23 protein-coding genes are annotated in these 25,705 nt (G+C 60.4%); 13 read left to right on the top strand and 10 right to left on the bottom strand.

From position 1 onward, the window contains the following. The first annotated feature begins 24 nt into the window (after positions 1-24). The 3 genes from QA648_RS05655 (at position 25) to QA648_RS05645 (ending at position 6,217) form a co-directional block, all read left to right on the top strand. Positions 25-867 carry a universal stress protein gene (locus QA648_RS05655; protein ID WP_104822884.1) on the top strand — a complete coding sequence of 281 codons (843 nt, stop codon included), beginning with the start codon at positions 25-27 and terminating at the stop codon, positions 865-867. Between the two features lie 280 nt (positions 868-1,147). Further along, positions 1,148-1,645 carry a xanthine phosphoribosyltransferase gene (gpt, locus tag QA648_RS05650; RefSeq protein WP_283050128.1) on the top strand — a complete coding sequence of 166 codons (498 nt, stop codon included), beginning with the start codon at positions 1,148-1,150 and terminating at the stop codon, positions 1,643-1,645. A gap of 768 nt (positions 1,646-2,413) precedes the next feature. Next, positions 2,414-6,217: a vitamin B12-dependent ribonucleotide reductase gene (locus QA648_RS05645; protein ID WP_283050126.1), complete on the top strand. Its 3,804-nt coding sequence runs from the start codon at positions 2,414-2,416 to the stop codon at positions 6,215-6,217. 124 nt (positions 6,218-6,341) lie between these two features. Here QA648_RS05645 and QA648_RS05640 read toward each other — a convergent pair whose 3' ends face one another. Further along, on the bottom strand, positions 6,342-7,280 hold the full coding sequence (locus tag QA648_RS05640; protein WP_283050125.1) for an alpha/beta fold hydrolase: 939 nt from the start codon (positions 7,278-7,280) through the stop codon (positions 6,342-6,344). Between the two features lie 420 nt (positions 7,281-7,700). Between QA648_RS05640 and QA648_RS05635 the strand changes: the two genes are divergently transcribed. Next, positions 7,701-9,323 carry an ABC-F family ATP-binding cassette domain-containing protein gene (locus tag QA648_RS05635; RefSeq protein ID WP_283050124.1) on the top strand — a complete coding sequence of 541 codons (1,623 nt, stop codon included), beginning with the start codon at positions 7,701-7,703 and terminating at the stop codon, positions 9,321-9,323. Positions 9,324-9,347: 24 nt separating this feature from the next. Here the strand turns inward: QA648_RS05635 and QA648_RS05630 are convergent, their stop codons facing one another. The 4 genes from QA648_RS05630 to QA648_RS05615 are packed head-to-tail and all read right to left on the bottom strand — an operon-like array spanning position 9,348 to position 13,624. Next, the gene (locus tag QA648_RS05630) at positions 9,348-10,361 is read right to left on the bottom strand and encodes an OmpA family protein (protein WP_283050123.1); all 1,014 of its coding nucleotides are present in this window, start codon (positions 10,359-10,361) and stop codon (positions 9,348-9,350) included. Then, a complete protein-coding gene (locus tag QA648_RS05625; RefSeq protein ID WP_283050121.1) occupies positions 10,355-11,380 on the bottom strand; it encodes a hypothetical protein in 1,026 nt (341 codons plus the stop codon). The genes QA648_RS05630 and QA648_RS05625 overlap by 7 nt, the downstream gene beginning before the upstream one ends. Next, the gene (locus tag QA648_RS05620) at positions 11,380-12,198 is read right to left on the bottom strand and encodes a hypothetical protein (protein WP_283050119.1); all 819 of its coding nucleotides are present in this window, start codon (positions 12,196-12,198) and stop codon (positions 11,380-11,382) included. The genes QA648_RS05625 and QA648_RS05620 overlap by 1 nt, the downstream gene beginning before the upstream one ends. Then, positions 12,176-13,624: a hypothetical protein gene (locus QA648_RS05615; protein WP_283050118.1), complete on the bottom strand. Its 1,449-nt coding sequence runs from the start codon at positions 13,622-13,624 to the stop codon at positions 12,176-12,178. Before QA648_RS05615 ends, QA648_RS05620 begins: the two co-directional genes overlap by 23 nt. Positions 13,625-13,937: 313 nt before the next feature. Here QA648_RS05615 and QA648_RS05610 point away from each other — a divergent pair, with 313 nt between their 5' ends. The 6 genes from QA648_RS05610 to QA648_RS05585 all read left to right on the top strand — a co-directional run bounded on the left by QA648_RS05610 (position 13,938) and on the right by QA648_RS05585 (position 17,391). After that, positions 13,938-14,954 carry a 2-dehydropantoate 2-reductase gene (locus tag QA648_RS05610; protein ID WP_283050116.1) on the top strand — a complete coding sequence of 339 codons (1,017 nt, stop codon included), beginning with the start codon at positions 13,938-13,940 and terminating at the stop codon, positions 14,952-14,954. 174 nt (positions 14,955-15,128) lie between these two features. Beyond that, positions 15,129-15,356 carry a hypothetical protein gene (locus QA648_RS05605; protein ID WP_104822808.1) on the top strand — a complete coding sequence of 76 codons (228 nt, stop codon included), beginning with the start codon at positions 15,129-15,131 and terminating at the stop codon, positions 15,354-15,356. Positions 15,357-15,383: 27 nt separating this feature from the next. Beyond that, positions 15,384-16,289: a 4-hydroxy-tetrahydrodipicolinate synthase gene (gene dapA, locus QA648_RS05600; protein ID WP_283050114.1), complete on the top strand. Its 906-nt coding sequence runs from the start codon at positions 15,384-15,386 to the stop codon at positions 16,287-16,289. A gap of 161 nt (positions 16,290-16,450) precedes the next feature. Then, positions 16,451-16,648, top strand: coding sequence for a hypothetical protein (locus QA648_RS05595; protein ID WP_283050112.1), 198 nt, complete (start codon positions 16,451-16,453; stop codon positions 16,646-16,648). Positions 16,649-16,678: 30 nt separating this feature from the next. Further along, a complete protein-coding gene (locus QA648_RS05590) occupies positions 16,679-16,948 on the top strand; it encodes a hypothetical protein (RefSeq protein WP_283050110.1) in 270 nt (89 codons plus the stop codon). A gap of 110 nt (positions 16,949-17,058) precedes the next feature. Continuing rightward, on the top strand, positions 17,059-17,391 hold the full coding sequence (locus tag QA648_RS05585) for a DUF1883 domain-containing protein (RefSeq protein WP_104822805.1): 333 nt from the start codon (positions 17,059-17,061) through the stop codon (positions 17,389-17,391). Positions 17,392-17,399: 8 nt separating this feature from the next. Here the strand turns inward: QA648_RS05585 and QA648_RS05580 are convergent, their stop codons facing one another. Both QA648_RS05580 and QA648_RS05575 read right to left on the bottom strand, forming a co-directional pair. Beyond that, positions 17,400-18,716, bottom strand: coding sequence for a replication-associated recombination protein A (locus QA648_RS05580; RefSeq protein WP_283050108.1), 1,317 nt, complete (start codon positions 18,714-18,716; stop codon positions 17,400-17,402). Continuing rightward, positions 18,713-20,116 carry a DegQ family serine endoprotease gene (locus QA648_RS05575; RefSeq protein ID WP_104822803.1) on the bottom strand — a complete coding sequence of 468 codons (1,404 nt, stop codon included), beginning with the start codon at positions 20,114-20,116 and terminating at the stop codon, positions 18,713-18,715. Before QA648_RS05575 ends, QA648_RS05580 begins: the two co-directional genes overlap by 4 nt. A 175-nt stretch (positions 20,117-20,291) precedes the next feature. Here QA648_RS05575 and QA648_RS05570 point away from each other — a divergent pair, with 175 nt between their 5' ends. Continuing rightward, on the top strand, positions 20,292-20,639 hold the full coding sequence (locus tag QA648_RS05570; protein WP_283050106.1) for a lysozyme inhibitor LprI family protein: 348 nt from the start codon (positions 20,292-20,294) through the stop codon (positions 20,637-20,639). Positions 20,640-20,764: 125 nt separating this feature from the next. Here the strand turns inward: QA648_RS05570 and ilvD are convergent, their stop codons facing one another. Further along, positions 20,765-22,603, bottom strand: a complete 1,839-nt coding sequence (gene ilvD, locus QA648_RS05565; RefSeq protein ID WP_104822802.1) for a dihydroxy-acid dehydratase — start codon at positions 22,601-22,603, stop codon at positions 20,765-20,767. A gap of 342 nt (positions 22,604-22,945) precedes the next feature. Here ilvD and msrP point away from each other — a divergent pair, with 342 nt between their 5' ends. Both msrP and msrQ read left to right on the top strand, forming a co-directional pair. Then, positions 22,946-23,896, top strand: a complete 951-nt coding sequence (gene msrP / locus QA648_RS05560; RefSeq protein WP_283050104.1) for a protein-methionine-sulfoxide reductase catalytic subunit MsrP — start codon at positions 22,946-22,948, stop codon at positions 23,894-23,896. After that, positions 23,893-24,549 carry a protein-methionine-sulfoxide reductase heme-binding subunit MsrQ gene (gene msrQ / locus QA648_RS05555; RefSeq protein WP_283051229.1) on the top strand — a complete coding sequence of 219 codons (657 nt, stop codon included), beginning with the start codon at positions 23,893-23,895 and terminating at the stop codon, positions 24,547-24,549. Before msrP ends, msrQ begins: the two co-directional genes overlap by 4 nt. A 52-nt stretch (positions 24,550-24,601) precedes the next feature. Here msrQ and QA648_RS05550 read toward each other — a convergent pair whose 3' ends face one another. Beyond that, positions 24,602-25,495 carry an HlyD family secretion protein gene (locus tag QA648_RS05550; protein WP_283050102.1) on the bottom strand — a complete coding sequence of 298 codons (894 nt, stop codon included), beginning with the start codon at positions 25,493-25,495 and terminating at the stop codon, positions 24,602-24,604. Beyond that, positions 25,492-25,701, bottom strand: a complete 210-nt coding sequence (locus QA648_RS05545; protein ID WP_092844950.1) for a DUF1656 domain-containing protein — start codon at positions 25,699-25,701, stop codon at positions 25,492-25,494. Before QA648_RS05545 ends, QA648_RS05550 begins: the two co-directional genes overlap by 4 nt. Positions 25,702-25,705 lie beyond the last annotated feature (4 nt).

The following is a 25,705-nucleotide window of genomic DNA, read 5'->3' as shown; positions in this document are numbered from 1 at the left end:
CCTTTCCTCATGGGAGATCACGTCATGCCCTATAAAACCATCCTGGTCATACTCGATACCCCCGACAATACGCGGGTGGCGGTCGATTTCGCCGCCGCGTTCGCTCAGGAGCATGGCGCGCATATCGTGGGTCTGCATGCGGAAATCGTCTCGGCCGTACCGCTGGTGGCGCCGATGGAGATCCCCGATCCGGTCGCCGTGCAGGCTCTGCAGGACATGGCGCACAGCCAAGCCGTGGAGATCGAGCGGCTGTTCCGCGCGAAAATGGAGCGCGAAGGACTTGCCTATGAATGGCGCAACTTTGCAAGCACCGTCGGCTATGGTTCGGAGCCGCTGATGGAAAGTGCGCGCAGCGCCGATCTGCTGATCGCCGTGCAGCCCGATCCGGCCAAATCTTCGGACTCGCATGTCGATGTCGAAAGCTTCCTGTTCGAAAGCGGCCGTCCCGTGCTGCTCATTCCCTACATCTTTACCGAGCCGAAGCCGATCCATCGCGTACTGATTGCCTGGAACGGATCGAAGGAAGCCGCCCGTGCGACCTTCGACGCCCTGCCGTTCCTGCGGACTGCCGATTCCGTCGAGGTTTTTTCCGTCGACACCTCTGACAGCTCGACGCATTCGCCGAAGGAGACCGGCGTGGAGATTACGGCCACGCTTGTCCGCCATGGCATTCGCGCCAGATTGGAAACGGCGACTTGCGGCGGCAAGACGCCATCGCAGGTCATCGAAAATCGCCTCGCCGACGATAGCATCGATCTGCTCGTCATGGGTGCCTATACACATTCCTGGCTCTGGCAGTTGATTTTCGGCGGCACGACGCGGACGCTGCTGCAATCGATGACAGCGATGACGCTGCTTGCGCGCTGATGCCGGATGTGCGGCGCAGCGGCAGCTCTTGCCTTTTGAGCGCAAATCCAGCAGAAAGCAGCGACCGATGAGAGAATTCCCGCCAGGGAACCCATTCGCGTGGTCCACGGAGCGTGATCCCTAAAGTCCAAAATGGATTGGGTGGGATCATCTTCGATCGGAGAGCCGGCGAATCGCGTTTCAGGATTTGGTCCGTGGTCCGCGCCCGTCGCGGGGTCTGCTCAGGGTCGCCGGCAGCGCCGGTGCGTTGTCATCCTCTGCCTCCCGGAGCCTTAGAGCCATGTCCCTGCCCGATAAAGCCTTTCCCGTATCCTGGGATCAGTTCCATCGCGATGCCCGCGCCCTTGCCTGGCGACTTGCCGGACTCAATCGCGAGTTCAAGGCGATCGTCTGCATCACCCGCGGCGGCCTCGTGCCGGCCGCGATCATTTCGCGGGAACTCAATATCCGCCTGATCGATACCGTCTGCGTCGCCTCTTACCACGACTATGCCAACCAGGGCGAAATGAACCTGCTCAAAGGCATCACGCCGGAGTTGACGGCCGATGGCGGCGAAGGTGTGCTTGTCGTCGACGATCTGACGGATACTGGCAAGACTGCCGCTGAAGTGCGCACCCTGCTGCCGAAGGCACATTTCGCTTGTCTCTATGCCAAGCCGAAGGGCGTGCCGACCATCGACACCTTCATCACCGAAGTTAGCCAGGACACCTGGATCTATTTCCCCTGGGATATGGGTTTCACCTATCAGGAGCCGATCGCCAAGGGTCATCGCGGCTGACCGTTAGGAGACTCACCCGAATCAGTTGTGATTCTGTGCGGTGTGCCAAAATCGGACATAGGCATCAGCAATAGATGTGGGCGCGTTAGCGCCCACTATATTTAGTGGTTATCGAGATACCAGGATTACGTGGGATTCAAGGGCTTCGGCGCGAATCATAAGGGGTTGCTGCATGCTTTTGCCCCTCTGCCAATGGTTTCAAGGCCACGGTCACAATATTGTCGCTTTTAATTCCGCCGTCGGTGGTATTCGGCTCATAAGCGGTCGCGCGGAGAACGAACAATTTCCGCCAAGCGCTTGAATCTTTGGGACTCCTGGCGTTTCCCCAATTTCCACAGGCAAGCCCACAAGATATTGTGGTTAAAAATCCGTCGCAAACCACCCCTTGACGGAATCGGGTCTTTCAAAGTTAATGAATGACGTTGCGGCGGCGACTGGACCGGACGGAATAACGGGGGCTGGTCCTTAACTCGAAATCGGATTTGGATTCACGGCGATCATCATGATCGATGGCGCCAGGGAGGCCTTTTGTGCCGAGATCGGTGCTGCCAAAAAAAGACATGCGGGGACTGGCGGCAATAAGCTGTTAATACTATATTTAGTGTTTGCAGCCACCATCACCACAAGATACGGGAAAGACATCTCCGGATGACACCTCCTGTCAGGAAGCGGATTGAACACTGGCTGCGCGCTGAAACCGCGAAGCCGGATCAGGAATTTTGCGCCTTCGTTTCGAGGACGGGCGCCAACGAATTGAGGTAAGGGATCATGCGCATCGAACGTCGATTTACGAAGGCCGGCCAGTCACCTTATGCGGAGATCGAATTCCGCAAGGCGACGAGCGAGATCAAGAACCCTGACGGTTCGATCGTGTTCCGCCTCGAAAACATCGACGTGCCGGCGCAGTTCTCGCAGGTCGCCGCCGACATTCTGGCGCAGAAATATTTCCGCAAGGCCGGCGTGCCCGCCAAACTGAAGAAGGTTGAGGAAAACGACGTTCCTTCCTTCCTGTGGCGCTCCGTGGCCGATGATGCGGCGCTGAAGGATCTGCCGAAGGAAAGCCAGACCGGCTCCGAAACCGATGCGCGCCAGGTCTTCGACCGCCTCGCCGGCACCTGGACCTATTGGGGCTGGAAGGGCGGCTATTTCTCCTCCGAAGAGGATGCATCGGCATTCCGCGACGAACTCGCCTATATGCTCGCCACCCAGCGCGTCGCACCGAATTCGCCGCAATGGTTCAACACGGGCATGCACTGGGCCTATGGCATCGACGGCCCCGGCCAGGGCCATTTCTATGTCGACCCTTTCACCGGCAAGATCACCAAGTCCAAGTCAGCCTACGAACATCCGCAGCCGCATGCCTGCTTCATCCAGTCGGTCGAGGACGATCTCGTCAACGAAGGCGGCATCATGGACCTCTGGGTTCGTGAAGCGCGTCTCTTCAAGTATGGCTCCGGCACGGGCTCCAACTTCTCGCTGCTGCGCGGCGAAGGCGAAAAGCTCTCCGGCGGCGGCCGCTCCTCCGGCCTGATGAGCTTCCTGAAGATCGGCGACCGCGCTGCCGGCGCCATCAAGTCGGGCGGCACGACCCGCCGCGCCGCCAAGATGGTCGTCGTCGACATCGACCATCCGGATATCGAGGAATACATCAACTGGAAGGTCAAGGAAGAGCAGAAGGTTGCTGCCCTCGTCACCGGCTCCAAGATCGTCGCCAAGCACCTGAAGGCGATCATGAAGGCTGCCGTCAATTGCGAAGGCGACAATGACGATTGCTTCGATCCGGCCAAGAACCCTGCCTTGAAGCGCGAAATCCGCGCCGCCAAGAAGGATCAGGTTCCGGAAAACTACGTTCAGCGCGTCATCCAGTTCGCTCGCCAGGGCTACAAGGATCTCGAGTTCAAGACCTATGACACGGACTGGGATTCGGAAGCCTATCTCACCGTTTCCGGCCAGAACTCCAACAATTCCGTGTCGATCAAGGACGACTTCCTGCGCGCCGTCGAGAACGACGCCGATTGGCATCTGACCGCCCGCAAGGACGGCAAGGTCGTCAAGACGGTGAAGGCGCGCGAGCTCTGGGAATCCATCTCCTATGCCGCCTGGGCATCGGCCGATCCGGGCCTGCACTTCAACACGACGATGAACGACTGGCACACCAGCCCGGCCGCTGGCCCGATCCGTGCGTCCAATCCGTGCTCGGAGTACATGTTCCTCGACGACACGGCCTGCAACCTCGCTTCGCTGAACCTGATGACCTTCAAGGATGCGGCGACGAAGCGCATCAACATCGGCGACTACGAGCATGCCGTTCGCCTCTGGACCGTCGTCCTCGAAATCTCCGTCATGATGGCGCAGTTCCCCTCGCGCCGCATTGCCGAACTCTCCTACGAATACCGTACCCTCGGCCTCGGCTATGCCAATATCGGCGGTCTGCTGATGTCATCCGGCATTCCCTATGACTCGGATGAAGCCCGTGCGATCGCCGGCTCGCTGACCGCAATCATGACCGGTATCGCCTATGCGACCTCGGCCGAAATGGCTTCCGAACTCGGGACCTTCCCGATGTTCAAGCCGAACCGCGAGCATATGCTGCGCGTCATCCGCAACCACCGCCGCGCCGCTTATGGCGAGACCTCGGGCTATGAGGGCCTGTCGGTCAATCCGGTGGCGCTGATCCACGCCGAAAATCCGGACCAGGATCTCGTTGCCCATGCGAAGGCTGCCTGGGACAAAGCCCTGAGCCTCGGTGAACAGCATGGCTACCGCAATGCCCAGGCCACCGTCATCGCGCCGACCGGCACGATCGGCCTCGTCATGGATTGCGACACGACCGGCATCGAGCCTGATTTCGCGCTGGTGAAGTTCAAGAAGCTCGCCGGCGGCGGTTACTTCAAGATCATCAACCGCGCCGTTCCGGAAGCGCTGCGTGCGCTCGGCTACTCCGAAAGCCAGATCGCCGAGATCGAGGCCTATGCCGTCGGCCACGGCAACCTGAACCAGGCGCCGGCCATCAATCCTTCGACGCTGAAGGCCAAGGGCTTCACCAACGAGAAGGTGGAGGCCGTCAACGCCGCGCTGAAGAGCGCCTTCGACATCAAGTTCGTCTTCAACCAGTGGACGCTCGGTGCCGACTTCCTCAAGGGCACGCTGAAGGTTTCCGACGAGCAACTGACCGACATCAGCTTCAACCTGCTCGACCATCTCGGCTTCTCCAAGAAGGACATTGAAGCTGCCAACATCCATGTCTGCGGCGCGATGACGCTGGAAGGCGCACCGTTCCTGAAGAACGAGCACCTCGCCGTCTTCGATTGCGCCAACCCCTGCGGCAAGATCGGCAAGCGCTACCTTTCGGTCGAAAGCCACATCCGCATGATGGCCGCCGCCCAGCCCTTCATCTCGGGTGCCATTTCCAAGACGATCAACATGGCGAACGAAGCAACCGTCGAGGATTGCAAGAACGCCTACATGCTCTCCTGGAAGCTCGGCCTGAAGGCGAATGCTCTTTATCGCGACGGCTCCAAGCTCAGCCAACCGCTGAACGCCTCGCTGATCGACGACGAGGGCGATGAGGATGCAGTGGAAGAACTGCTGCAGGCCCCGGCTGCCGCCCAGGCAGTCACCGTCACCGAAAAGATCATCGAACGCGTCATCGAAAAGGTTGTCCGCAGCCAGGAAAAGCTTCCCGGTCGCCGCAAGGGCTACACCCAGAAGGCCAAGATCGGCGGACACACCATCTTCCTGCGCACCGGCGAATACGACGACGGTCGTCTCGGCGAAATCTTCCTCGATATGAACAAGGAAGGTTCGGCGCTGCGCGCCTTCATCAACAACTTCGCCATCTCCGTCTCGCTCGGCCTGCAATATGGCGTGCCGCTCGAAGAGTATGTCGATGCCTTCACCTTCACCAAGTTCGAGCCGGCCGGCATCGTCACCGGCAACGACGCGATCAAGAACGCCACGTCGATCCTCGACTATGTGTTCCGTGAACTCGCCATCTCCTATCTCGGCCGTCACGATCTCGCCCACGTCGATACGTCGGACTTCAACAACACGGCGCTCGGACGCGGCGTGTCGGAAGGCAAGGCCGATGTCGTCTCCAAGGGCCTGACCCGCGGCTACAAGCCGACGCTGGTGCCGACATCGGGTGAGCGCCAGGCAGCCGAGGTCAAGGGTTCGTCGACGGCAGCCCCTGCCCGCGCCTCTTCGGGTGCGACGATCACCTCCATCGCTGGCAATACCGCGCGCAAGCTCGAACCGACCAGCGCCGTCTCGACCTCGGAAGTCGTCGCCTTCAAGCGCGATTACGAGGAACGCGCCAAGGAACTGGCTGAAGAGATCGTAGAGGAACTGGCAAACGAAGAAGCCTCCACTGCCCTCTTCACCGACAAGGCAGCGGATGAGGCGGCAACGGCGAAGTCGGAAGCCAAGAAACTGGAATCCGAACGCCGCGCCCGCTCCATCATGCAGGGCTACACCGGCAACATGTGCACGGAATGCCAAAACTTCACGATGGTTCGGAATGGCACTTGCGAGAAGTGCGACACGTGCGGCGCGACGAGCGGGTGCAGCTAAGCATTCGCCTGACCGCGATTGAAACTGTAGACATTGGAAAGCCCCGAAGCTCTCGCTTTCGGGGCTTTTAATTCGACTGAATTAGATCCATTCCGAGGGGAAATCGATAATCCAAGAAGAGGAGTTACGGTAACGCTCCCGATCCTTTTGCCGTCCCGTCGATGACCGGGCAAGATGGCGGCATCGGTCGATCAAACAATACCGCGATGCCGCAATCCGATGTGAACATCGCTTCCTCGTCATGTCCGACGCCGGGCACCTCTACGACCTTCTGGTTTAGGTCGGACGGATGCCGCTTTTCCATATAGTCGAAATAGGTCAGCCCGCGTGCAAGCCGGTAAGGGCCTTGCGCCATCGCGGCGCAGGAGCGGTCGATGAAATGGGTGTACGGGTTGGTGTCGGCCTCACCCAGCAGGTAGATAACGTTCCGCGCGGCATATGCGGCCTCCATATCCCTGGGATTTTGCGAGGACACATATTGCGGTGCGGACGTCAGCCCGTATCGCCATTGCGTCGCCTTCGGGCATGAAGCCAAACCGTCGGATTGATCCGGTGCGGCCGGCCGCTCGTTGTCGAAATACAAATAGCTCGATGGATTGGCGACCAGGTAGCGAACGGAGACGCCGTCGCTCGCCAAGGTTTCCGCCTCCCGTCCGACCACCGCATAGCGCTGTACCAGTTGAGCTCCGGCCGAATGCCCCATCACGACGACAGTCTTCAGTGAAGGGTACAGGCGGCGATCCGCAAAATGCTGAAGCAGGCCGTCGAGCGCAGCAAAGGAGCTAATCGGCGCGGCTTGGCGTGCCGGCTCACCGCTCTTCCAGCCGCTCTGCGTCCAGGCCAGGGTCTGGGCGGACAGCGAGAAAGCTTTGGCATCGGATCTTATCAGGAACTGAGGTGCGACAACCATGGTTCCCTTCGCCAAATCACCTGCTTTTGCGAGCAGCCTCTGGCCGGCGGCATAGTAGGCATCGGCGTTTCGAAGCGTGCCGTGGATCACGATCAGCACTTTCGTCACGTCGGGTGCTGCCGCATCAATCGCATGATCCGCGTAGAGGGGCATTTCCCCTTTCCCCTCCGCTGTATCGATCAGCAGGCGTTGATCCGCGACCTGCTTGACCGGTTCATGGAGCCGCGCATGTTGAGAGGCTGCGTTGGCAGGCCATGCCTCACTCGATATGCCGGTTGCAAACAATGCTGCCATTGACAGTAGGATACAGGCCCTAGCGCGGGTGCTTCCCAGAATGTCCATTTGCAAAAACTCGGCTGAGGAAATTGCACGATCGACTATCTCGACTTTTCGTCGGCCTGAAGACGGTCGGCCCTTCAATCAAGCACCTGTGAATGGCTGCTCCGGACCTCAGAAATCGCCAGCCATGAACACCGATCTGCAACGGATATCATTCTCCTTCCCAAAAAGCTGCGACAGAGCGCACGACCCGTGGCATAAGGCGCCAAAACTTTCTTCGGGCCTCGCGTAGACATGATTCGTATCGAAAACATCAGCAAGCAGAACAGCCATCGCATCCTCTTCATCGAGGCGTCCGCGGCGCTCAACAGGGGTGAAAGCGTCGGGCTCGTCGGTCCCAACGGGGCCGGCAAGACGACGCTTTTCCGGATGATCACGGGACAGGAGCTGCCCGATGAGGGGCAGGTTTCCGTCGATAAGGGCGTCACCATCGGCTACTTCAATCAGGACGTTGGCGAAATGGCGGGCCGCAGCGCCGTCTCCGAAGTGATGGAAGGCGCCGGACCCGTCAGTGCGGTTGCTGCCGAGCTACGCGAGCTGGAAGCGGCCATGGTCGATCCGGACCAGGCCGACAAGATGGACGAAATCATCGAGCGCTATGGCGAAGTGCAGGCTCGCTACGAGGAGCTGGACGGCTATGCGCTCGAAGGACGCGCTCGCGAAGTCCTGGCGGGCCTCAGCTTCAGCCAGGAGATGATGGACGGCGACGTCGGCGCGCTGTCGGGCGGCTGGAAGATGCGCGTGGCGCTCGCCCGCATTCTCCTGATGCGCCCCGATGTCATGCTTCTCGACGAGCCAAGCAACCATCTGGATCTGGAAAGCCTCATCTGGCTGGAAGAATTCCTGAAGGGCTATGAGGGCGCTTTGCTGATGACCTCGCACGATCGCGAGTTCATGAACCGCATCGTCACCAAGATCATCGAGATCGACGCCGGCTCATTGAGCAGCTATTCGGGCGACTACGCATTCTACGAACAGCAGCGGGCGCAAAACGAAAAGCAGCAGCAGGCGCAATTCGAGCGCCAGCAGGCGATGCTTGCCAAGGAAATCAAATTCATCGAACGCTTCAAGGCACGCGCCTCGCATGCCTCGCAGGTTCAGAGCCGCGTGAAAAAGCTGGAGAAGATCGATCGTGTCGAGCCGCCGAAACGGCGTCAGACCGTCGCCTTCGAATTCCAGCCGGCACCGCGCTCTGGCGAAGACGTGGTCAACCTGAAGAGCGTTCACAAGAAGTACGGCGGTCGCGTCATCTATGAAGGACTGGACTTCATGGTGCGGCGCAGGGAGCGCTGGTGCATCATGGGCATCAACGGCGCGGGTAAATCTACCCTACTGAAGCTGGTGGCCGGCTCGACGCAGCCGGACGAAGGCAGCGTCGCTTTGGGCGCCAGTGTGAAGATGGGATATTTTGCCCAGCACGCCATGGACTTGCTGGACGGCGAACGCACCGTCTTCCAGCAGCTCGAACACGAGTTCCCGCAGGCGGGACAGGGCTCCTTGCGCGCGCTGGCGGGATGCTTCGGTTTCTCCGGCGATGATGTCGAGAAGAAGTGCCGGGTATTGTCAGGCGGCGAGAAGGCGCGGCTTGTCATGGCCATGATGCTCTTCGACCCGCCGAATTTCCTCGTGCTGGACGAGCCCACGAACCATCTGGACCTCGATACGAAGGAAATGCTGATCCAGGCCCTGTCGCAATATGAAGGCACCATGCTGTTCGTCTCGCACGACCGGCATTTCCTGGCCGCTTTGTCCAACCGCGTGCTGGAATTGACGCCCGAGGGCATTCACCAATATGGCGGCGGCTACACCGAATATGTGGCGCGCACGGGCCATGAGGCTCCGGGCCTGCGGAGTTAAGCCGCGTCTGGCTGGGAAACGTAGCTAGCGTATGCTGATGGGGACCGCCGTTGCGTCATTGATCACGGCAACGGGCGTGGTCCTGCCGCGCACCCGGATTTCGATGCGCCGGCGGGATTCCACGGAACCCGCCTGCCCTGCCGTGATCGTATCGCCGGGCAGGATCAGTTGCGCGGCCGACATCGGCAGGATGGTGACGTTCTTCAGCTTCGGATTGGCCTTGAGGACATTGACCACAGCGATGGCGCGCGCAAGTCCCAGCCCGGCATTATCAGCCGGCTCGACCGCCGATATCGGCAATTTGCCATCCATCGCCCCGATCAGCGTATCGTCGAGATTCGAGCTTCCCCGCGATACCCGCTGCTCGTCCGTGTGGCCGATCACCTCGACAATGTCGGCGTCATAGAGGCTCAAGTTGCTGGCAATCTCATTCGAGATCGTGGTGTCGAGCATCCGTTCAAAAGTCTTGGTCAATTCGGCGCTGCCCGACTGGAAATAATTCTTCTTAGCGTCGTCGAGATTGATGATCGGCGGCCAGTCATGGGCGCCCTTTCCAGAACGCTCGCCTGCCAAAAGCTTGGCTACCGCGTCGGGCGCCTTGGAAAGATCGACGCCATGCTGCTTCAGCACTTCCGCGAGTTTGGCAAGCTCCTGCAGATCCTCCGGCTTCGTGCCATCAGCGCCCATGCTGTCCAGCGTGTCGCGCGCGACCACCAATTCACGCCATTCCTTTTCCAGCGTTGCGCGGTCCGCCGCCGAGAGATCGCCGGAAATCAGCTTCGATTGCAATTGCACGATGCGCGCCGCCTGTTCGGACTGCCTCTTTTCCAGAAGCACGAGCCGTTGCTCGGCGTCTTTCAGTTTCCGCTCGGTCTCGTAGCGATGATTCCTCTCCGCCGAAATCATCGCCGCTGCCACCAGAAGCAGGCAGAAGACCAGCAGCAGCATGGATTCGGCCATGGTCAGGCCGAGGATGAGGCCACGATTATAGCCCTTATGTTCCAGCTTCGGCGTGGTGTCCGAGACGCGCATCACCATAGATACCACCGGCGTTTGCGTCGCACCTTATCGGCCGGCGGTTCGTTTTCATTGGCCGAGAGGACCGTGACAGGCTCGGAGAGCACTTCATGGCCCACGGATGCAACCGGGTGATCTGACGGTTTTTCCGCCTGCAGATCGAGCGGTTCGGGCTCAGGCGGCAGCGATCGGCCCGGCATATCCGCCATGCGGCTCAGCGTCTGTTCGATATTCTTCAGTGGCTGCAGTTGCGCCTCGGCCATCTCCTTGATGGCAGCGATCGCCGGCGCCAACTGGGCGCGGACGACATCCTCAGGCGAGTGGATTTCCTCAAGTTTCTTGCCGACGGTTTCGACCGCCGTGCCGAATTTGTCGATGATCTCGGAGAGTTGCGACGTCGTTTCCGTCAGTTGCGCCGCCGCCTCGTTGATGGGTTTGACCGCCTGCTTCGCCAGGACCTCCAGGATCTTCTGAATTTCCTCGCCGTTGCGTTCCGCCTGGCGCGCGATCTCTTCGAAACCTTCCGACAGCATCTGATTGCTGACACGCCGGTAGTGAGAAAATTCACGCGACGACGAGTCCAGTTCCGTGCGCACGCGCCGCGTCATTTCGGCCAGTTCGTGGCGGACGCTGCGCTCGATGTCGATCGGATCGCGCCGCATCTGGTTGAAGAGAATACGCAGCGTCACGCCGGCGATGGTCGAGGTGACGGCGATGCCAAAATTGCGGACGATCGTCTCGATCGAGGTCTCGCCGGCAAAGAGGTAGAGCGATACGCCGAGGCTCGACAGGGTGAACAGAAATCCCATGTAGTAGAGATTGTCGCCCGCCTGCTCGTTGTGCAGGCGAAATCCGGCGAAAGCCAGCGAGACCACGAAATAGACCGCCATCAACAGCAGCGGCACGCCGGTGACGATCGGCAGCGGCCAGCCCAGAAGCTTGGACGTCCAGATGAAGATCATGCCGCCGACGGTGACCAGCGCGAAGAGGACCATCGGCCCGTAGTCGCGCATGGCTAGCCTCGCCTCAACATCGGCCATCAGCGTATCCCCTCCAATCGGACGAAGCCGTCGAAATCGCCATTATTGCCCTTGATCCACTGCGCCCAGAAATTTGCCAGATCCTCCATACTGAACTTCATGTTCGGCCTTTGAAAGGCGAGGATCCTGATCATGACACCATCCAGTGACGTCCGGAATTTATTCCGCGCCGGGCTCTGCTGGAATTTCTGATAGGAGGCGCCGTCGCGGTAGTTCGAGAACGTGTCGGTATGCTCGATCATGTCGGAGGCGATGTAGAGATGCTTCGGAATGCCTCCGGCAGCGCTCGCAAAGACCTCCAGATTGATCTTCTGAATGCCGGCCATGATCGGCGATTGCTTGCCGGCCTCGCCGACGCTCAACTTGCCGGCGATATCGGCAAGCGGCTTTGCGAAGCCTTTTTCCCAACGCGCCTGCGCCAGGCGCGGATTGCTGGTCCACTCGTCGACATTGGCGCCGCTTCCAGGGTTGCAGCCATGGAAGGTCTGGATAAGCTCGCCCTCCTTCTCCGTCAGCGCATAAATGTCGATTGCGCCGCCGACGGGCACATCGGCCACGATCTTCTGGAACTGATTGCGCAGGTCGAGCGCCGTCGTGTCCGAGATCGGATCGGTGACATCGAGCAGGATCGCCGTTTCCGCCTTCGGTCCATCCACCGGGCAGAGCGAAGCCTGGTCGACCGCTACATTGCCGCTCGCCTTATAGCGCAGCCAGCCATAGGCGCCGACAATACCGAGGGACAAAACGGCGAGGCAAACCGTCGCGATGATAAGTCCGGCCGAGCTGCCACCTCGGCTACGCCGCTTGCGTCGTGCCAATGATGCTCTCCGGGAAAAGATTATCGAGCTTGTGATATTTCTCGATGGCGCTTTCGAATTCGTCGCCGATCCGCTTGATCTGCTGGGTCAGCTCGGCCTGCGCGCTCTGAATGCGCTCGCCCAGCACCTTGTCGTCCCATTCCTCTCCGGTCTGCAGAACGGGCATCAGGCGCTCAAGCTGATAACCGGATGAAAAATAGGCCGGCTCCGGCTCCGCGCGCGTGCCTCGGTTGGCCTCGCGATAGACGGTCAGAAGCGTGTTGGCGGTGCGCTCGAGATGATTTTGATGTTCGATGAAGAGGCCGGCCGTTCGGGCGCGATGGGCGATGATGGCGGCGGTCTCCTGCCGGCGCATGCTGAGATCGCGGATGATCTCTTCGATCTTGCCATTGTGTTCGTCGCGGATATCCCGAAGATCGTCGATCAGATCGAGCTTGCGGTCGATGTAATTGCTTCTCGCCGCATCGAGGCGTTTCTGCACGCCGGCAAAGCCTGGATAGGGATCTGTCAGGTAACAGCCGTCTATGAAGGCGAAGAGCGAGAACATCAGGCCGACGGCAAACAGCATCCAGGAATTCAGCTCCTGCAGACCCAGCGGCGCGGCCTTCAGCCGTTGCATTACCTCGGCTCCGGCACCGGTCAGAATGGTTGCCGACACTTCGCGGTAATGCGCCAGTGCGATGTTGATCGCGAGCGCTACGGCGACATAGGCGACCAGGCCGAACAGACCGAGCAGCTTCAGGAAAAACGAGCGGTGCACGAGGAAGCGAACGCAGAAGAAGGAAAACATCAATGCCGAGCCGATGTTCAGAAAGGCGAAGGCCGCCGCTTCCGTAACGCCGCCGACAATCCCCTGCTCGCTTCCCTTGGCAAGGAAGCTGCCGTTCATCACCATCTCGATGAGAATGAGGAAGACGATCAGCGCAACCTTGAAGCCCCAAGCCGCCTTGCTGGAGACCTTCGCCGCGCGCTGCAGCCTGTGCCGGGACTTGAAGTCCACCATCTCGTCCTCGGCAGTCTTCAAATTGCGGCGCAGGCCATGCAGCTCGTCGACGCCGCTTGCGACCTCCGCCTTGAAATCTGAAACGCTGGACGCATTCGCCTGCCGGATCAGTCCGAATTGGCCTTCGAAATCGAGATTGCGCAAGCGGCTGTCGAAGGTCTGGAACTGATCTTCGAGGACCTGATAGGAGCTCTTCTTCTCCGCCTCGACCCAAGCGATGATACGCTGCTCGGTTTCATCGAGGGACTGAGCGCTTTGCCCCGGCCGGTTGAGACTGCCGTTGGCCGCGCCCTGCTCCTTCAGGCTAAGCGTCGTGCCCAGCTTCTCGACATCGACAACGGGAAACACATCGGTAGAGGCCCGAAAATCATGGCTGGTCTCCCGAGCAGTCTCCCAGATGCGGTTTAAGGCTTCGAAACGCAATGATCTTCCTCGGCGACATGATCAACTTTAAAAGGACCACCGACAAACCGATACCGCACTGGTTGTTTCTGGTCCAGCATTCCCGCCGACGTTAAAATGCGATTGTGGTAAAGAATAGCCCGAACAGACAATGCCGGGCTTGAAGACGATATTGGTTTCATCAGGATATGGTATTGGGCTGATCCAGGTTGGCTCTTTGCCGGCTGAGCTGCGGTGCAAGGCCGCAGAATTGCGATTACCTCAATAGACCGCTCGCCAAATCATGGCGGTGACCTAACTTGCTCCGATCGGTATAGCCCCGGAGATCAAGGCCATGGCATCCCCTTCCCTCAAAACTATCTGCGTCTATGGCGCAGGCGCGCTCGGCGGTGCAATTGCGGCGAAACTGGCTTTAGGATTGAGGGGGCAGGCAACTGTTTCGGTCGTGGCGCGCGGCGGGCATTTGGAAGGCATTCGTGCGGACGGCTTGCGGGTCTGGGAGGCCCAGGCAGAGAGCCCGCTCGTGGCACAGGTGACCGCAACCGACGATCCGGCGGAACTGCCGCCACAGGACCTGGTGATAACGGGGCTGAAGGGCCACCAGCTCGGCGCGGCAGCCCCCGGTCTTGCCAGGCTCCTGCATGCCGGGACGCGCGTCGTAATGGTCCTGAACGGCATACCCTGGTGGTATTTTCATCGGGATCGGCTAAGCGGTCATGCCGAGCGGCAGATGGAGGAGCTCGATCCGAATGGCGATCTCTGGCGGTTGATCGGGCCTGAGCGCGTTATCGGCTGCGTCGCCTATCAAGGCGCCGAGGTCATCAATCCCGGCGAGATCAAGCTCAGCAACAACGGCCATTTTGTTCTCGGAGAGCCCTCTGGCGAGGCGACTGGCGACATCGAAGCGATCGCAGCTCTCTTGAAGCAAGGCGGGATCAATGCATCGGTCTCGCCGCGCATTCGCGACGAGATCTGGAGCAAGCTGATGGGCAATGCCGCCTTCAATCCGATCAGCGCCCTGACACGGGCGCTGATGTCCGACATCATGGGCAATCCGGCTCTGTCGGTCATGGTCGGCCAGGTGATGAACGAGGTGCAGGCGGTTGCGGAAGCCCTGGGTGCGCATCTGGCGATTTCCGTCGAAGAACGTCTCGAACGCTCCCGCCAGATCGGCCCGGTACGCACGTCTATGTTGCAGGATCTACTGGCCGGCAAGGCGCTGGAAATCACGCCGCTGGTCGGCATGGTCGTCTCGCTTGGCAAGCTCACCGGTGTCGCGACGCCGACCTCGGCGACAATCCTGGCGCTGGTGACGGAGTTGGAGCGGCAGAACTTGCGGGCGGCGGGATAAGCCTGCCACTCCCTCCGCGCGGTTCGGTGCATTGCTCCCGCCATTTAGAACGGTGGCGCGGTTCGCACCCACGTCAGCGTCTTTATATCTCGCCTATATCTTCGCCTTCTGCCTCGAATGGATTTCCTATGCCGCTCGGCGCTACCCTCGGGATCGAATGCAGAGGTAGACGCTATGCTCGATACACATTCCCCCAATCTCACCGAGGCCATCCGTTCTCTTGTGCGCGACAGCCGCGAAAGACGCCATCCCATCACTGCTTCTGCCCCCGTCGGCAAAGCCCAACCGAAGCGGCGGCTTCGCAACCGGCAGGTTCGCGAAAGGCGCACTTTCTATGCGATGTTCGCCTTCGGGCTATTGCTAAGCGGCCTCGAGCTTTTCATCGTGCTGCATGCTCTCTGAGCGGCCAAAGAGATGATGAGACCGGCCTTGCAAAGGCGCATCGGCGGCGCGATCACAGCACTCGTCACGCCATTTCGCGGCGGTGCGATCGATACCGTCAGCCTGATGGCGCATGTGGAATGGCAATTGCTGAGCGGCATCGACGGTTTGCTTGCCTGCTCTTTGACCGGTGAAGGACCTGCGCTAACCGAAGCAGAGCGGGTGCGGATCATCGAGATCTGCGTCGAGCTGGCGGAGGGCAAGGTCCCCGTCATCGTCGCCACCGGTACCAATGACACAGCAACGACAATCAAGGAGACGCGGCAAGCCCAGAAACTCGGCGCCGATGCCGCCTTCGTTACTCTTCCCTATTATTCCAAGCCAAGCCAGAAAGGCGTAGTCCATCACTTCGAGCAGTTGGCGGGTAGCACCGATCTGCCGCTGATCATCCATAACCTGCCTACCCATACCGCCATCGACCTGATGCCGGCGACGATCGCTCGGTTGGCGGAAATCCCGACCATCATCGGCATTGCCGACGGCAGCGGCGACGTCGCCCGCATCGGCGCTTGGCGTCCTTTGCTGCCGGAAAGGATCGCGCTCTATTCGGCCCATGATGCGAGCGCCCTCGCCTTCACCATGGCCGGCGGACGCGGTGCGTTTTCGAGCGCCGCCAACATCGCGCCGCAGCTTTTCCATTCCATGCAGCTATCGGCCGGATGCGACCATATGGCGGCGGCACGGCTGCTCGACGATCGGATTCGGCTGTTGTTCAAGGCGCTTGCGCGCGAACCCGAACCGGCGACGGTAAAGCATGCCCTTTCTCTGATGCGGCACATGAGCCCGGACGTGCGCCTGCCGCTAACCGGCGTCGAGACTGAGACGGATACGGTGATCCAGGCGACGATGGCGTTGCTTCAAGCTGCTGCCATAGACACGCGCCCTCGCCGCTGACTTTCCGCCTGGCATTATAAAAACGCTCTATCCCTATGAGATTTTTATATTTTAGCCTTTCCTGCAAAATGGAAATCATACCCGATCACTCATAGTTTATTTGCATGGCGCTTGCGTCGCTCAAAACCGACCCTAGCGCCGGTGACACTTGGAAAGGAACTATGATGTCACGCTACATGCAATACGGCGCTGCTGCCGACCCGCTCCAACGCCCTCGTACCGCTGCCTTCGGAGGCGCCAAGCGTCCGACCCCTTCGCATGCGCTGCTAAACGGCCTGCGCGCCATCGCGCCGCGCCTCGCGTTCGTCTTCTTCGCCGCTGCCATCATCCAGATGCTGGTGCACTGGGCCGGCAATTGAGCACACGAAGCCATCTACGAGGGAAAACACATGGCAGACACACAGCATATTCAACGCCGCACGGCTCACATCGCAGCCTCGCCGGCCCCCGCCCGCTTCACAGTCGGCCGCGACCGGCGCGGCACCTGGATCGTCCAGGACCGGCAAGGTCTCGTCGGCGGGCTTTTCACCAACGAAGCGGCGGCACTGCACTTCGCAGCCGAGGAGTGCAATCATAATCCCGCCGATATCTGCCTCGCGCCCGAAGGCTCGGTGCTCGATCTCGACGGCTTCGCAACGCCATTTCCAAACCTGCATTAAGGCGTAGCAATTCGAACAGCCTTCGACCGCCCCCGCTGCACCCGGCCCAACGCTTCCTTAACCCACGCTTGGGTAGAATATCGGCCGGGTGTCACCAGAGTAAAAGAGCAATGTCGAAGCCTGCCTTCCGTTACAGCCACTATGATCTCAACGAGCAGCGCGCCGGAACCGTGATCGAAATCACGCTGTCGGCCATCGCCAATGTCCGGTTGATGAACAGCTCGAATTTCGAGCGCTTTACGGAAACTCTGAAGCACCAGTTCCTTGGCGGCGTCGCCAAGAAATCGCCCATCCGGCTGTCCATTCCCGAGTCGGGCCATTGGCATCTGGTGGTCGATATGGAAGGCCATAACGGCATGGCGGAATCGAGCGTCAAGATGATCGACAAGGCCCCCGCGCCGCGCATACAGAAGGCCGCCTCGGAAAACATCACCGCTCGGTGATATCGGATCTACTCTTCACCACGCTCCTTGCGCAGCTTTGCCCACCAATCCAGCCGCTTGCGGATTTCGCGCTCGAAACCACGCTCGGGCGGATCATAGAAGGTCTGACGGCCCATTTTCTCCGGAAAATAATTCTGGCCTGAAAAGGCATCGGGCTCGTCGTGATCATAGCGATAACCGTCGCCGTAACCCTCCGTGCGCATCAGCTTCGTCGGCGCATTGAGGATATGCTTGGGCGGCAGCAGCGAGCCGTTCTGCTTGGCAGCCTGTGTGGCAGCCTTGAAGGCGGTATAGACGGCGTTCGACTTCGGGGCGGTGGCGAGATAGACGCAGGCTTCCGCCAGCGCCAATTCACCTTCCGGCGACCCCAGATAATCATAGGCGTCCTTGGCGGCGTTGCAGATGACCAGCGCCTGCGGATCGGCAAGGCCGATATCCTCCACCGCCATGCGCACCAGCCGCCTTCCAAGATAAAGCGGGTCTTCGCCGGCATCGAACATGCGAGCGAGATAGTAGAGCGCCGCGTCGGGGTCAGAGCCGCGCACCGACTTATGCAGAGCCGAAATCAGATTGTAGTGGCCGTCCTGCGCCTTGTCGTAGACCGGCGCACGGCGTTGCACGATTTTGACCAGCGCATCGGGATCGAAGAGCTCGTCCTTGCGCGCGGCGCGCCAGACTTCTTCGGCAAGCGTCAGCACCGAGCGGCCATCGCCATCGGCCATGCGGATGAGGCTGGCGCGAGCATCCTCGGTCAAGGGCAGCGGCCGGCCCTCCGCCGTCTCGGCGCGGCGTAGCAACTCCTCCAGGCTTTCCTCGTCATGCGGGCGAAATGTCAGGACGCGCGCGCGGGACAGGAGAGCGGCATTGAGCTCGAAAGACGGGTTCTCGGTGGTGGCGCCGACCAGAATGACGGTACCGTCCTCCATGACGGGCAGGAAGCTATCCTGCTGGGCGCGGTTGAAGCGATGGATCTCATCGACGAAGAGCAGCGTCTGGCGGCCATCCATGCGGCGCAGACGCGCGGTTTCGAACACCTTCTTCAGATCGGCAACGCCGGAGAAGATTGCCGAGATCTGCTCGAAGGCAAGGCCCGCCTCGCCCGATAGCAGCCGCGCCACTGTCGTCTTGCCGGTGCCGGGCGGCCCCCAGAAGATCATCGAGCCGAGCGAGCCGGAGTCGATCATCCGCCGCAGCGCGCCGTCCTCGCTGGTCAGATGTGGCTGGCCGGTGACATCGGCCAAGGTTTGCGGCCGCAGACGATCGGCAAGAGGCCGCCTCTTGGCGACCTCCTCCGGTATCCTTGGTGCAAACAGATCGTCACTCATCGGAAGAACTGCCGGATGCGTTGGCCGTCACGCTCGATTTCGACGCGCCAGAAGCTCGGACTGCCAGTAACGGCCTGCTGCAGCACGTCCGTCGAGGTGATCGCGACACCATTGACGGATACGACGATATCCTTCGGTGCAAAGCCAAGGCGCTCGGCCGGCGAATCCGCCTTCAGGTTCTCGACGACGACACCGTTCGTATCCGCCGGCAGGTGCAGTTCATCGGCGACGCGCGGCGAGAGGTTGGCGACGGTCGCACCCGAGAAAGGATTGTTGCCCTGGATCAGCTTCTCGTTCCGCGGCGTGGATTCCGGTGCAGCCGCAAGCGTCATGCTCTCCTGATGTTCTTTGCCATTGTCGAGAACGGTCAAAGCAACGGTGGCGCCGAGGCCGGCCGTCGTCAGGCGATAGCCAAGCGCGTCCGGATGCTCGACCGGGATATTGTTGATAGCCGTGACGACCTCGCCGGCCTTCAGGCCAGCCTTCGCTGCAGGCCCACCATCGACCACCTTGGTCACCAGCGCGCCGCGCACCTTGTCGAGGCCGAGCGCTTCGGCAACGTCTGACGTCACCGGTTCGAAGGAAGCGCCGATATAGGGGCGATCGAAGGTCTTGTCGCCACGATCGGCGGCTGCGAGGAAAACCTTGACCAGATTGGCGGGGATGGCAAAGCCGATGCCATTCGAGCCCCCGCCCTGGGAAAAGATTGCGGTGTTGAGGCCGATCAGCTCGCCCGTCATGTTCGTCAAAGCGCCGCCGGAATTGCCGGGATTGATCGAAGCGTCAGTCTGGATGAAGAAACCGACTTGGTTCTTCACTTGGTTGCGGGCAAGCGCCGACACGATGCCGCTCGTCACCGTCTGGCCGACGCCGAAGGGATTGCCGATCGCCAGCACGAGATCGCCCACTTCGACGGCATCGGAATTGCCGATCGGCAGGACGGGGAAGTTCTGGTTCTTGGATTTGATCTTCAGAACGGCGAGATCGACCCGATCATCCTTCAGCACGACGTCGCAGGGAAATTCGCGGCCGTCCGACAGCGCGATCTTGATATCGTCAGCGCCGTCGACGACGTGATTGTTGGTGATGACCGTGCCATTCGCCTCGACGATCACGCCGGACCCGAGCGAAGACTGCTTCTCGGTGCGATTCGGCATGCGTTGGCCGAAGAACTGTTCGAAGAAGGGATCGCCAGCAAAGGGCGACTGCCGCTGCACCATCCGCTCGGCATAGACATTGACCACGGCGCCGGCCGTCTGCTTGACAAGCGGCGCAAACGAAAGCTGCATTTGCATCTGGCTCTGCGGCACAGACTTCGCAGTCTGCGCCTCGGCGGAAAGCGGCATCGTCATGATGAGGGCGATCATCGAAACGGCGGTGCGCTTCAGCAGGACCTGCATGGAATTTTCCTTCTTTAATGCTCTTGAAACAACGTTGTAGCGTCCGACGCTAGAAAGGAAAGAGGGCGGAAGCATGAAGTATAATTGGTCGCTTGCGCGCATGAAGAACAGGCGTTGTGAACAAAAACGCGTGATCGCGCATTTCGTTTCGGAAACCGGCAGATGGAGCAAAAGCATGCGATCAACCAGCCTTGCGGCAATCTTTCTCGTTACCTCTCTCACCGCGGCCAACACATCCCAGGCCGCGAGCTTCAATTGCGAGTCGCAGAACCTTCAGCCGGACGAGAAGACGATCTGCGATAACAGGGCGCTCAACGATGCCGACGTGAAGATGGTGACGACCTTCGACCTGCTCTCCGGCCTGCTTGCCATGGGCTCGCGCGGCACATTGCAGGACGAGCAGACAGCCTGGCTGAAGAAGCGGCAGGCCTGTGGCGCGGATGCCGCCTGCATCAAGGGCGCTTATGACGAGCGGCTGAAAGCGCTGGAGGAGACGTATAAGCGGATCAATCGGCCGCTATAAAGCATATGCCGATGAGCGTGGCGATGCAGGATCTATCTCGCCCGCCAAGGGCGAGATAGATCCTGCGCTACAGCCACCTTCTCCCCATCCCTTCGACAAGCTCATGACGGGGCGAAGGGGTTTGATTACTTCCCGCCGAGATCTCTAACAGCACCCCGGTCAGCGCTGGTCGCGAAAGCAGCATAGGCCTTCAGCGCCGTGGTGACATTGCGCTTGCGTGCTTCGACCGGATGCCAACCGCTGGCGTTCTGCGCTTCGCGGCGAGCGGCAAGTTCCTTGTCGTCGACGCGCAGGCTGATGGTACGGCTCGGGATGTCGATATCGATCATGTCGCCTTCGCGCACCAGGCCGATCATGCCGCCGTTTGCCGCTTCAGGCGAAACATGGCCGATGGAGAGGCCAGAGGTGCCGCCGGAGAAGCGGCCGTCGGTGATCAACGCGCAGGCTTTGCCCAGGCCCTTCGACTTCAGATAGCTCGTCGGATAAAGCATTTCCTGCATGCCGGGGCCGCCCTTCGGACCTTCATAGCGGATGACGACAACGTCGCCGGCCTTGATCTCGTTGCTGAGGATGGCCTTGACGGATGCGTCCTGGCTTTCGAAGACCCTGGCCGGGCCGGAAAATTTCAGGATCGATTCATCGACGCCGGCCGTCTTCACGATGCAGCCGTCCAGCGCCAAATTGCCCTTGAGAACGGCGAGACCGCCATCCTTGGAGAAGGGATGCTCAACGGAGCGGATAACACCGTTCTGACGATCGGTGTCGAGTTCTTCCCAACGGGCGTTTTGGCTGAAGGCAACCTGGGTCGGAATGCCGCCCGGTGCGGCGCGGAAGAATTCACGCACGCTTTCGCTGTTGGTGCGGGTGATGTCCCAGCGGTCGATGGCGTCCCCGAGAGTTTCGGCGTGAACGGTCGGGCAATCGCGGTTGATGAGGCCGCCCTTGTCGAGTTCGCCGAGGATCGACATGATGCCGCCGGCTCGGTGCACATCTTCCATGTGAACGTCGCTCTTGGCCGGTGCGACCTTCGACAGGCAGGGCACGCGGCGCGACAGCGCATCGATGTCGGCCATGGTGAAATCGACTTCGCCTTCATGCGCAGCCGCGAGAATATGCAGAACCGTGTTGGTGGAGCCGCCCATGGCAATATCGAGCGCCATGGCGTTCTCGAAGGCCTGCTTCGAAGCGACGGTGCGCGGCAGAACGGAAGCATCCTCCTGCTCGTAATAGCGCCGGGCGAGATCGACGATCAGATGGCCGGCCTCGACGAAGAGACGCTTGCGGTCGGCATGGGTGGCGAGCGTCGAGCCGTTGCCGGGCAGAGACAGACCGAGAGCCTCGGTCAGGCAGTTCATCGAATTGGCGGTAAACATGCCGGAGCAGGAGCCGCAGGTCGGACAGGCCGAGCGTTCGATAACCTGCACATCTTCGTCGCTGATCTTGTCATCGGCAGCGGCAACCATGGCATCGACCAGATCAAGCGCATGCTTCTTGCCGTGCAGGACGACCTTACCGGCTTCCATCGGGCCGCCGGAGACGAACACGGTCGGGATGTTGAGGCGCAGCGAGGCCATCAGCATGCCGGGGGTGATCTTATCGCAATTGGAGATGCAGACCATGGCGTCGGCGCAATGGGCATTGACCATATATTCGACGCTGTCGGCGATCAGCTCGCGCGAGGGCAGCGAATAGAGCATGCCGTCATGGCCCATGGCGATACCGTCATCGACGGCGATCGTGTTGAATTCCTTGGCGACACCGCCGGCAGCTTCGATTTCGCGCGCGACGAGCTGGCCGAGATCCTTGAGGTGAACGTGGCCCGGCACGAACTGGGTGAAGGAGTTCACCACCGCAATGATGGGCTTGCCGAAATCGCTGTCCTTCATACCCGTCGCGCGCCAAAGGCCGCGCGCACCCGCCATATTGCGGCCATGGGTCGTGGTTCTGGAACGATAAGCTGGCATGGTGTCTTCCTCGTCGTCTTGGAAATGTGAGGCGTCGGCCGGCCTGGGCTTTGCGCCGAAGGGAGCGCCGACATTCCTGCTTTTTGGAATTGTCCTAATCCAATCGCACTGGACTGTCACTATCAACTCGATCGAATCCGGTACGCCGGAGGGCGAACATAGCCTCGAGCTCAATCATCAGCCAGATGATACGGACAACGCAGAAGGCCGTTTATTCCATCACGAACCAACACAAAAAGTTGGTTTCCGTTCAAAAGAAATAACGTCGTAAGACGGTAACAAACCGTGCTTCTCCCGCGTAGAGATCGTATCATCTCTACGATCGTAGAAAGGAATATCGTAATGCCTTCCTATCGCCCGCCGAAGATCGCCTCTTCCGAGATCACGCCGCGCTCGGTGTATCTCAAGCGCCGCGAATTCCTGACGGCAGCGGCCGCCGGTATCGGCATGGCGGCCATCGGCAGCAAGACCGCAATGGCCGAGGCGCTGACAGCGACCAAAAGCAACTATACGGTCGACGAGAAGCTGACTCCAATCAAGGATGTCACCACCTACAACAATTTTTACGAATTCGGCCTCGACAAGTCCGACCCGGCCAACCTCTCCGGCAAGTTCAAGCCACGGCCCTGGACCGTCAAGGTCGATGGCATGGTCGGCAAGCCCGGCACCTTCGATATCGACGCGCTGATCAAGGAATTTCCGCCGGAAGAACGTGTCTACCGCATGCGCTGCGTCGAGGCATGGTCGATGGTCATTCCCTGGGACGGCTTTCCTCTTTCCGCACTGCTCGACAAAGTCGAGCCGCTCGGCAGCGCCAAATTCGTCGCCTTCGAGACGGTTGTGCGGCCGGAAGAGATGCCGGGGCAGTCAGGCGTTTTCCAGTCTCTCAACTGGCCCTATGTCGAAGGCCTGCGGCTCGATGAAGCACGCAATCCGCTGACGCTGCTCGCCGTCGGTCTCTATGGCGAGACACTGCCGAACCAGAACGGAGCTCCGATCCGGTTGGTCGTGCCATGGAAATACGGCTTCAAGGGCATTAAGTCGATCGTCCGCATCACGCTCACCGACAAGCAGCCGCTGAACACCTGGCAGGCGACCAACAGCCAGGAATATGGCTTCTATGCCAACGTCAATCCGGCGGTTGATCATCCGCGTTGGAGCCAGGCAACCGAACGCCGCATCGGCGAAGGCGGCTTCTTCGGCGCCAACCGTCACCCCACCCTGCCCTTCAACGGCTATGCCGATCAGGTCGCAAGCCTTTATGCCGGCATGGACTTAAGGGCGAATTTCTGATGGCTCTTTCCCTCGCCTTGCCCAAACGCTGGCAACCTGCTTCCGTCTGGGCGCTTTACGCCGTTGGCCTGATACCGGCCGCATGGGAATTCTATCTCGGCGCAACCGACCAGCTCGGCGCCGATGCGGTCAAGACCTTCGAGCTCTTCCTCGGGCTCTGGGCGATCCGCTTCCTGCTCCTGACGCTCGCCGTCACTCCGGCGCGCGATCTGTTCGGCTGGAACTACCTGCGCTACCGCCGGGCGCTCGGCCTGCTCTGTTTCTACTACGTGCTGATGCATCTGGCGGTCTACATGGTCCTCGACCAGGCGCTCGACGTGCAGGCCGTCATCGACGACGTGCTGAAGCGGCCTTTCATCATGTTCGGCATGGCCGGGCTGGTGATGCTGCTGGCGCTGGCCGTGACTTCCAACAATTTTTCCATCAAGCGTTTGGGCAAAAAATGGATCTGGCTGCACCGGCTGGTCTATATCATCGCCGCCTGCGGCGCCCTGCATTTCGCGCTGTCGACCAAGGTGCTGTCGCTGGAGCAATACATCTATATCGGCCTGCTGATGGCGATGATCCTCTATCGGTCGTATCGCCCGATCATGATGGAGAAGCGCAGAGCGGCGCGGACACCGGCCGCGCTTTCCCGCTCCAAAGCAGCTTAAGATTGGAGTTGAAGCCGGATGGTGAGCGGCAGCCATCCGGGGCATCCATTCGTTATTCGATGGCCGACCCGAGGGCGACCTTGCTTTGCTGCTGCGAAACCTCCACCGTCGCCGTCAGGCCAGCGATCAGCTTCGTGCCGTCAGGCACCTTGTCGAGAGCGATGCGCACTGGCACGCGCTGCGCCAGGCGAACCCAACTGAAGGTCGGGGTAATATTGGCAAGAAGACTGCCGGAAGTGCGTTCGCGATCCTCGATGCCATAAGCGATGCTATCGACATGGCCTGTCAGCTTCTCGACCTGTCCCATCAGATGAATGGAAACTTCGTCGCCGACATGGATGCGCGGCAGCTTGGTTTCTTCGAAATAGCCTTCGACGCGCAGGGAATCGGTGTCGATCAACGCTACCTTGGCGGTGCCGGCAGAGACATAGTCACCCGGGCGCAGGGTGAGGTTCGAGATCGTACCATTGACGGTGGCGCGGACCTCGGAGCGGTCGAGATTCAACTGAGCGAGTTCGCGATTGGCGGTTGCCTCACGGAGAGAGGCTTCGGCCTGCTGCTCCGAGGTCTGCGCCTGCTCCTTCTGCTGCAGGGAAGCGGCTTCGCCGAGGCGTTCTTGGCGCTGACTTTCGCGGCGAGCCTGATCGAGAGCCGCTTTGCTGCTGGCGAGCGCGGCATCCGCCTGCTCGAGAGCGATAGCGAAACGATCGCGATCGACACGGAAAAGGACATCGCCCTTCTTGACGGTCTGGTTGTCCTTGACGAGCACATCGCTCACCAAGCCGGAAACATCGGGCGCAATACCGACGACATCAGCCCTCAGGCGCGCATCGCGCGTCCAGGGTTCGTCCATGTAATGGCCCCAGAGCTGGCGGCCGACATAGACGGCGGCAACGACGAAGATGAGAGTGACGGCCACACGGCCGATGAGTTTGAACGCGTTCATGTAAAATACCAACGAGAGACAGAGGAGACGGCGCCGAGCAGCAAGACGTAAAGCGCGAGATCGAAAAGACCGCGATGCCAGACCAGGGTGTAGGCTCCGATCCATGCGAGCAGGCGCCTAAGAATGATGACGGCAAACAGCGTCACGAGCATGAGAACGAGAAGGCGTGGGATGTAGACGCCATAGAGATCGAATTCTGCGGGCATGATA

Origin of the sequence: Rhizobium sp. CB3171 (assembly GCF_029714265.1) — a bacterium.
GTDB lineage: Bacteria > Pseudomonadota > Alphaproteobacteria > Rhizobiales > Rhizobiaceae > Rhizobium.
This window is presented reverse-complemented; position numbering and strand designations above follow the sequence as displayed.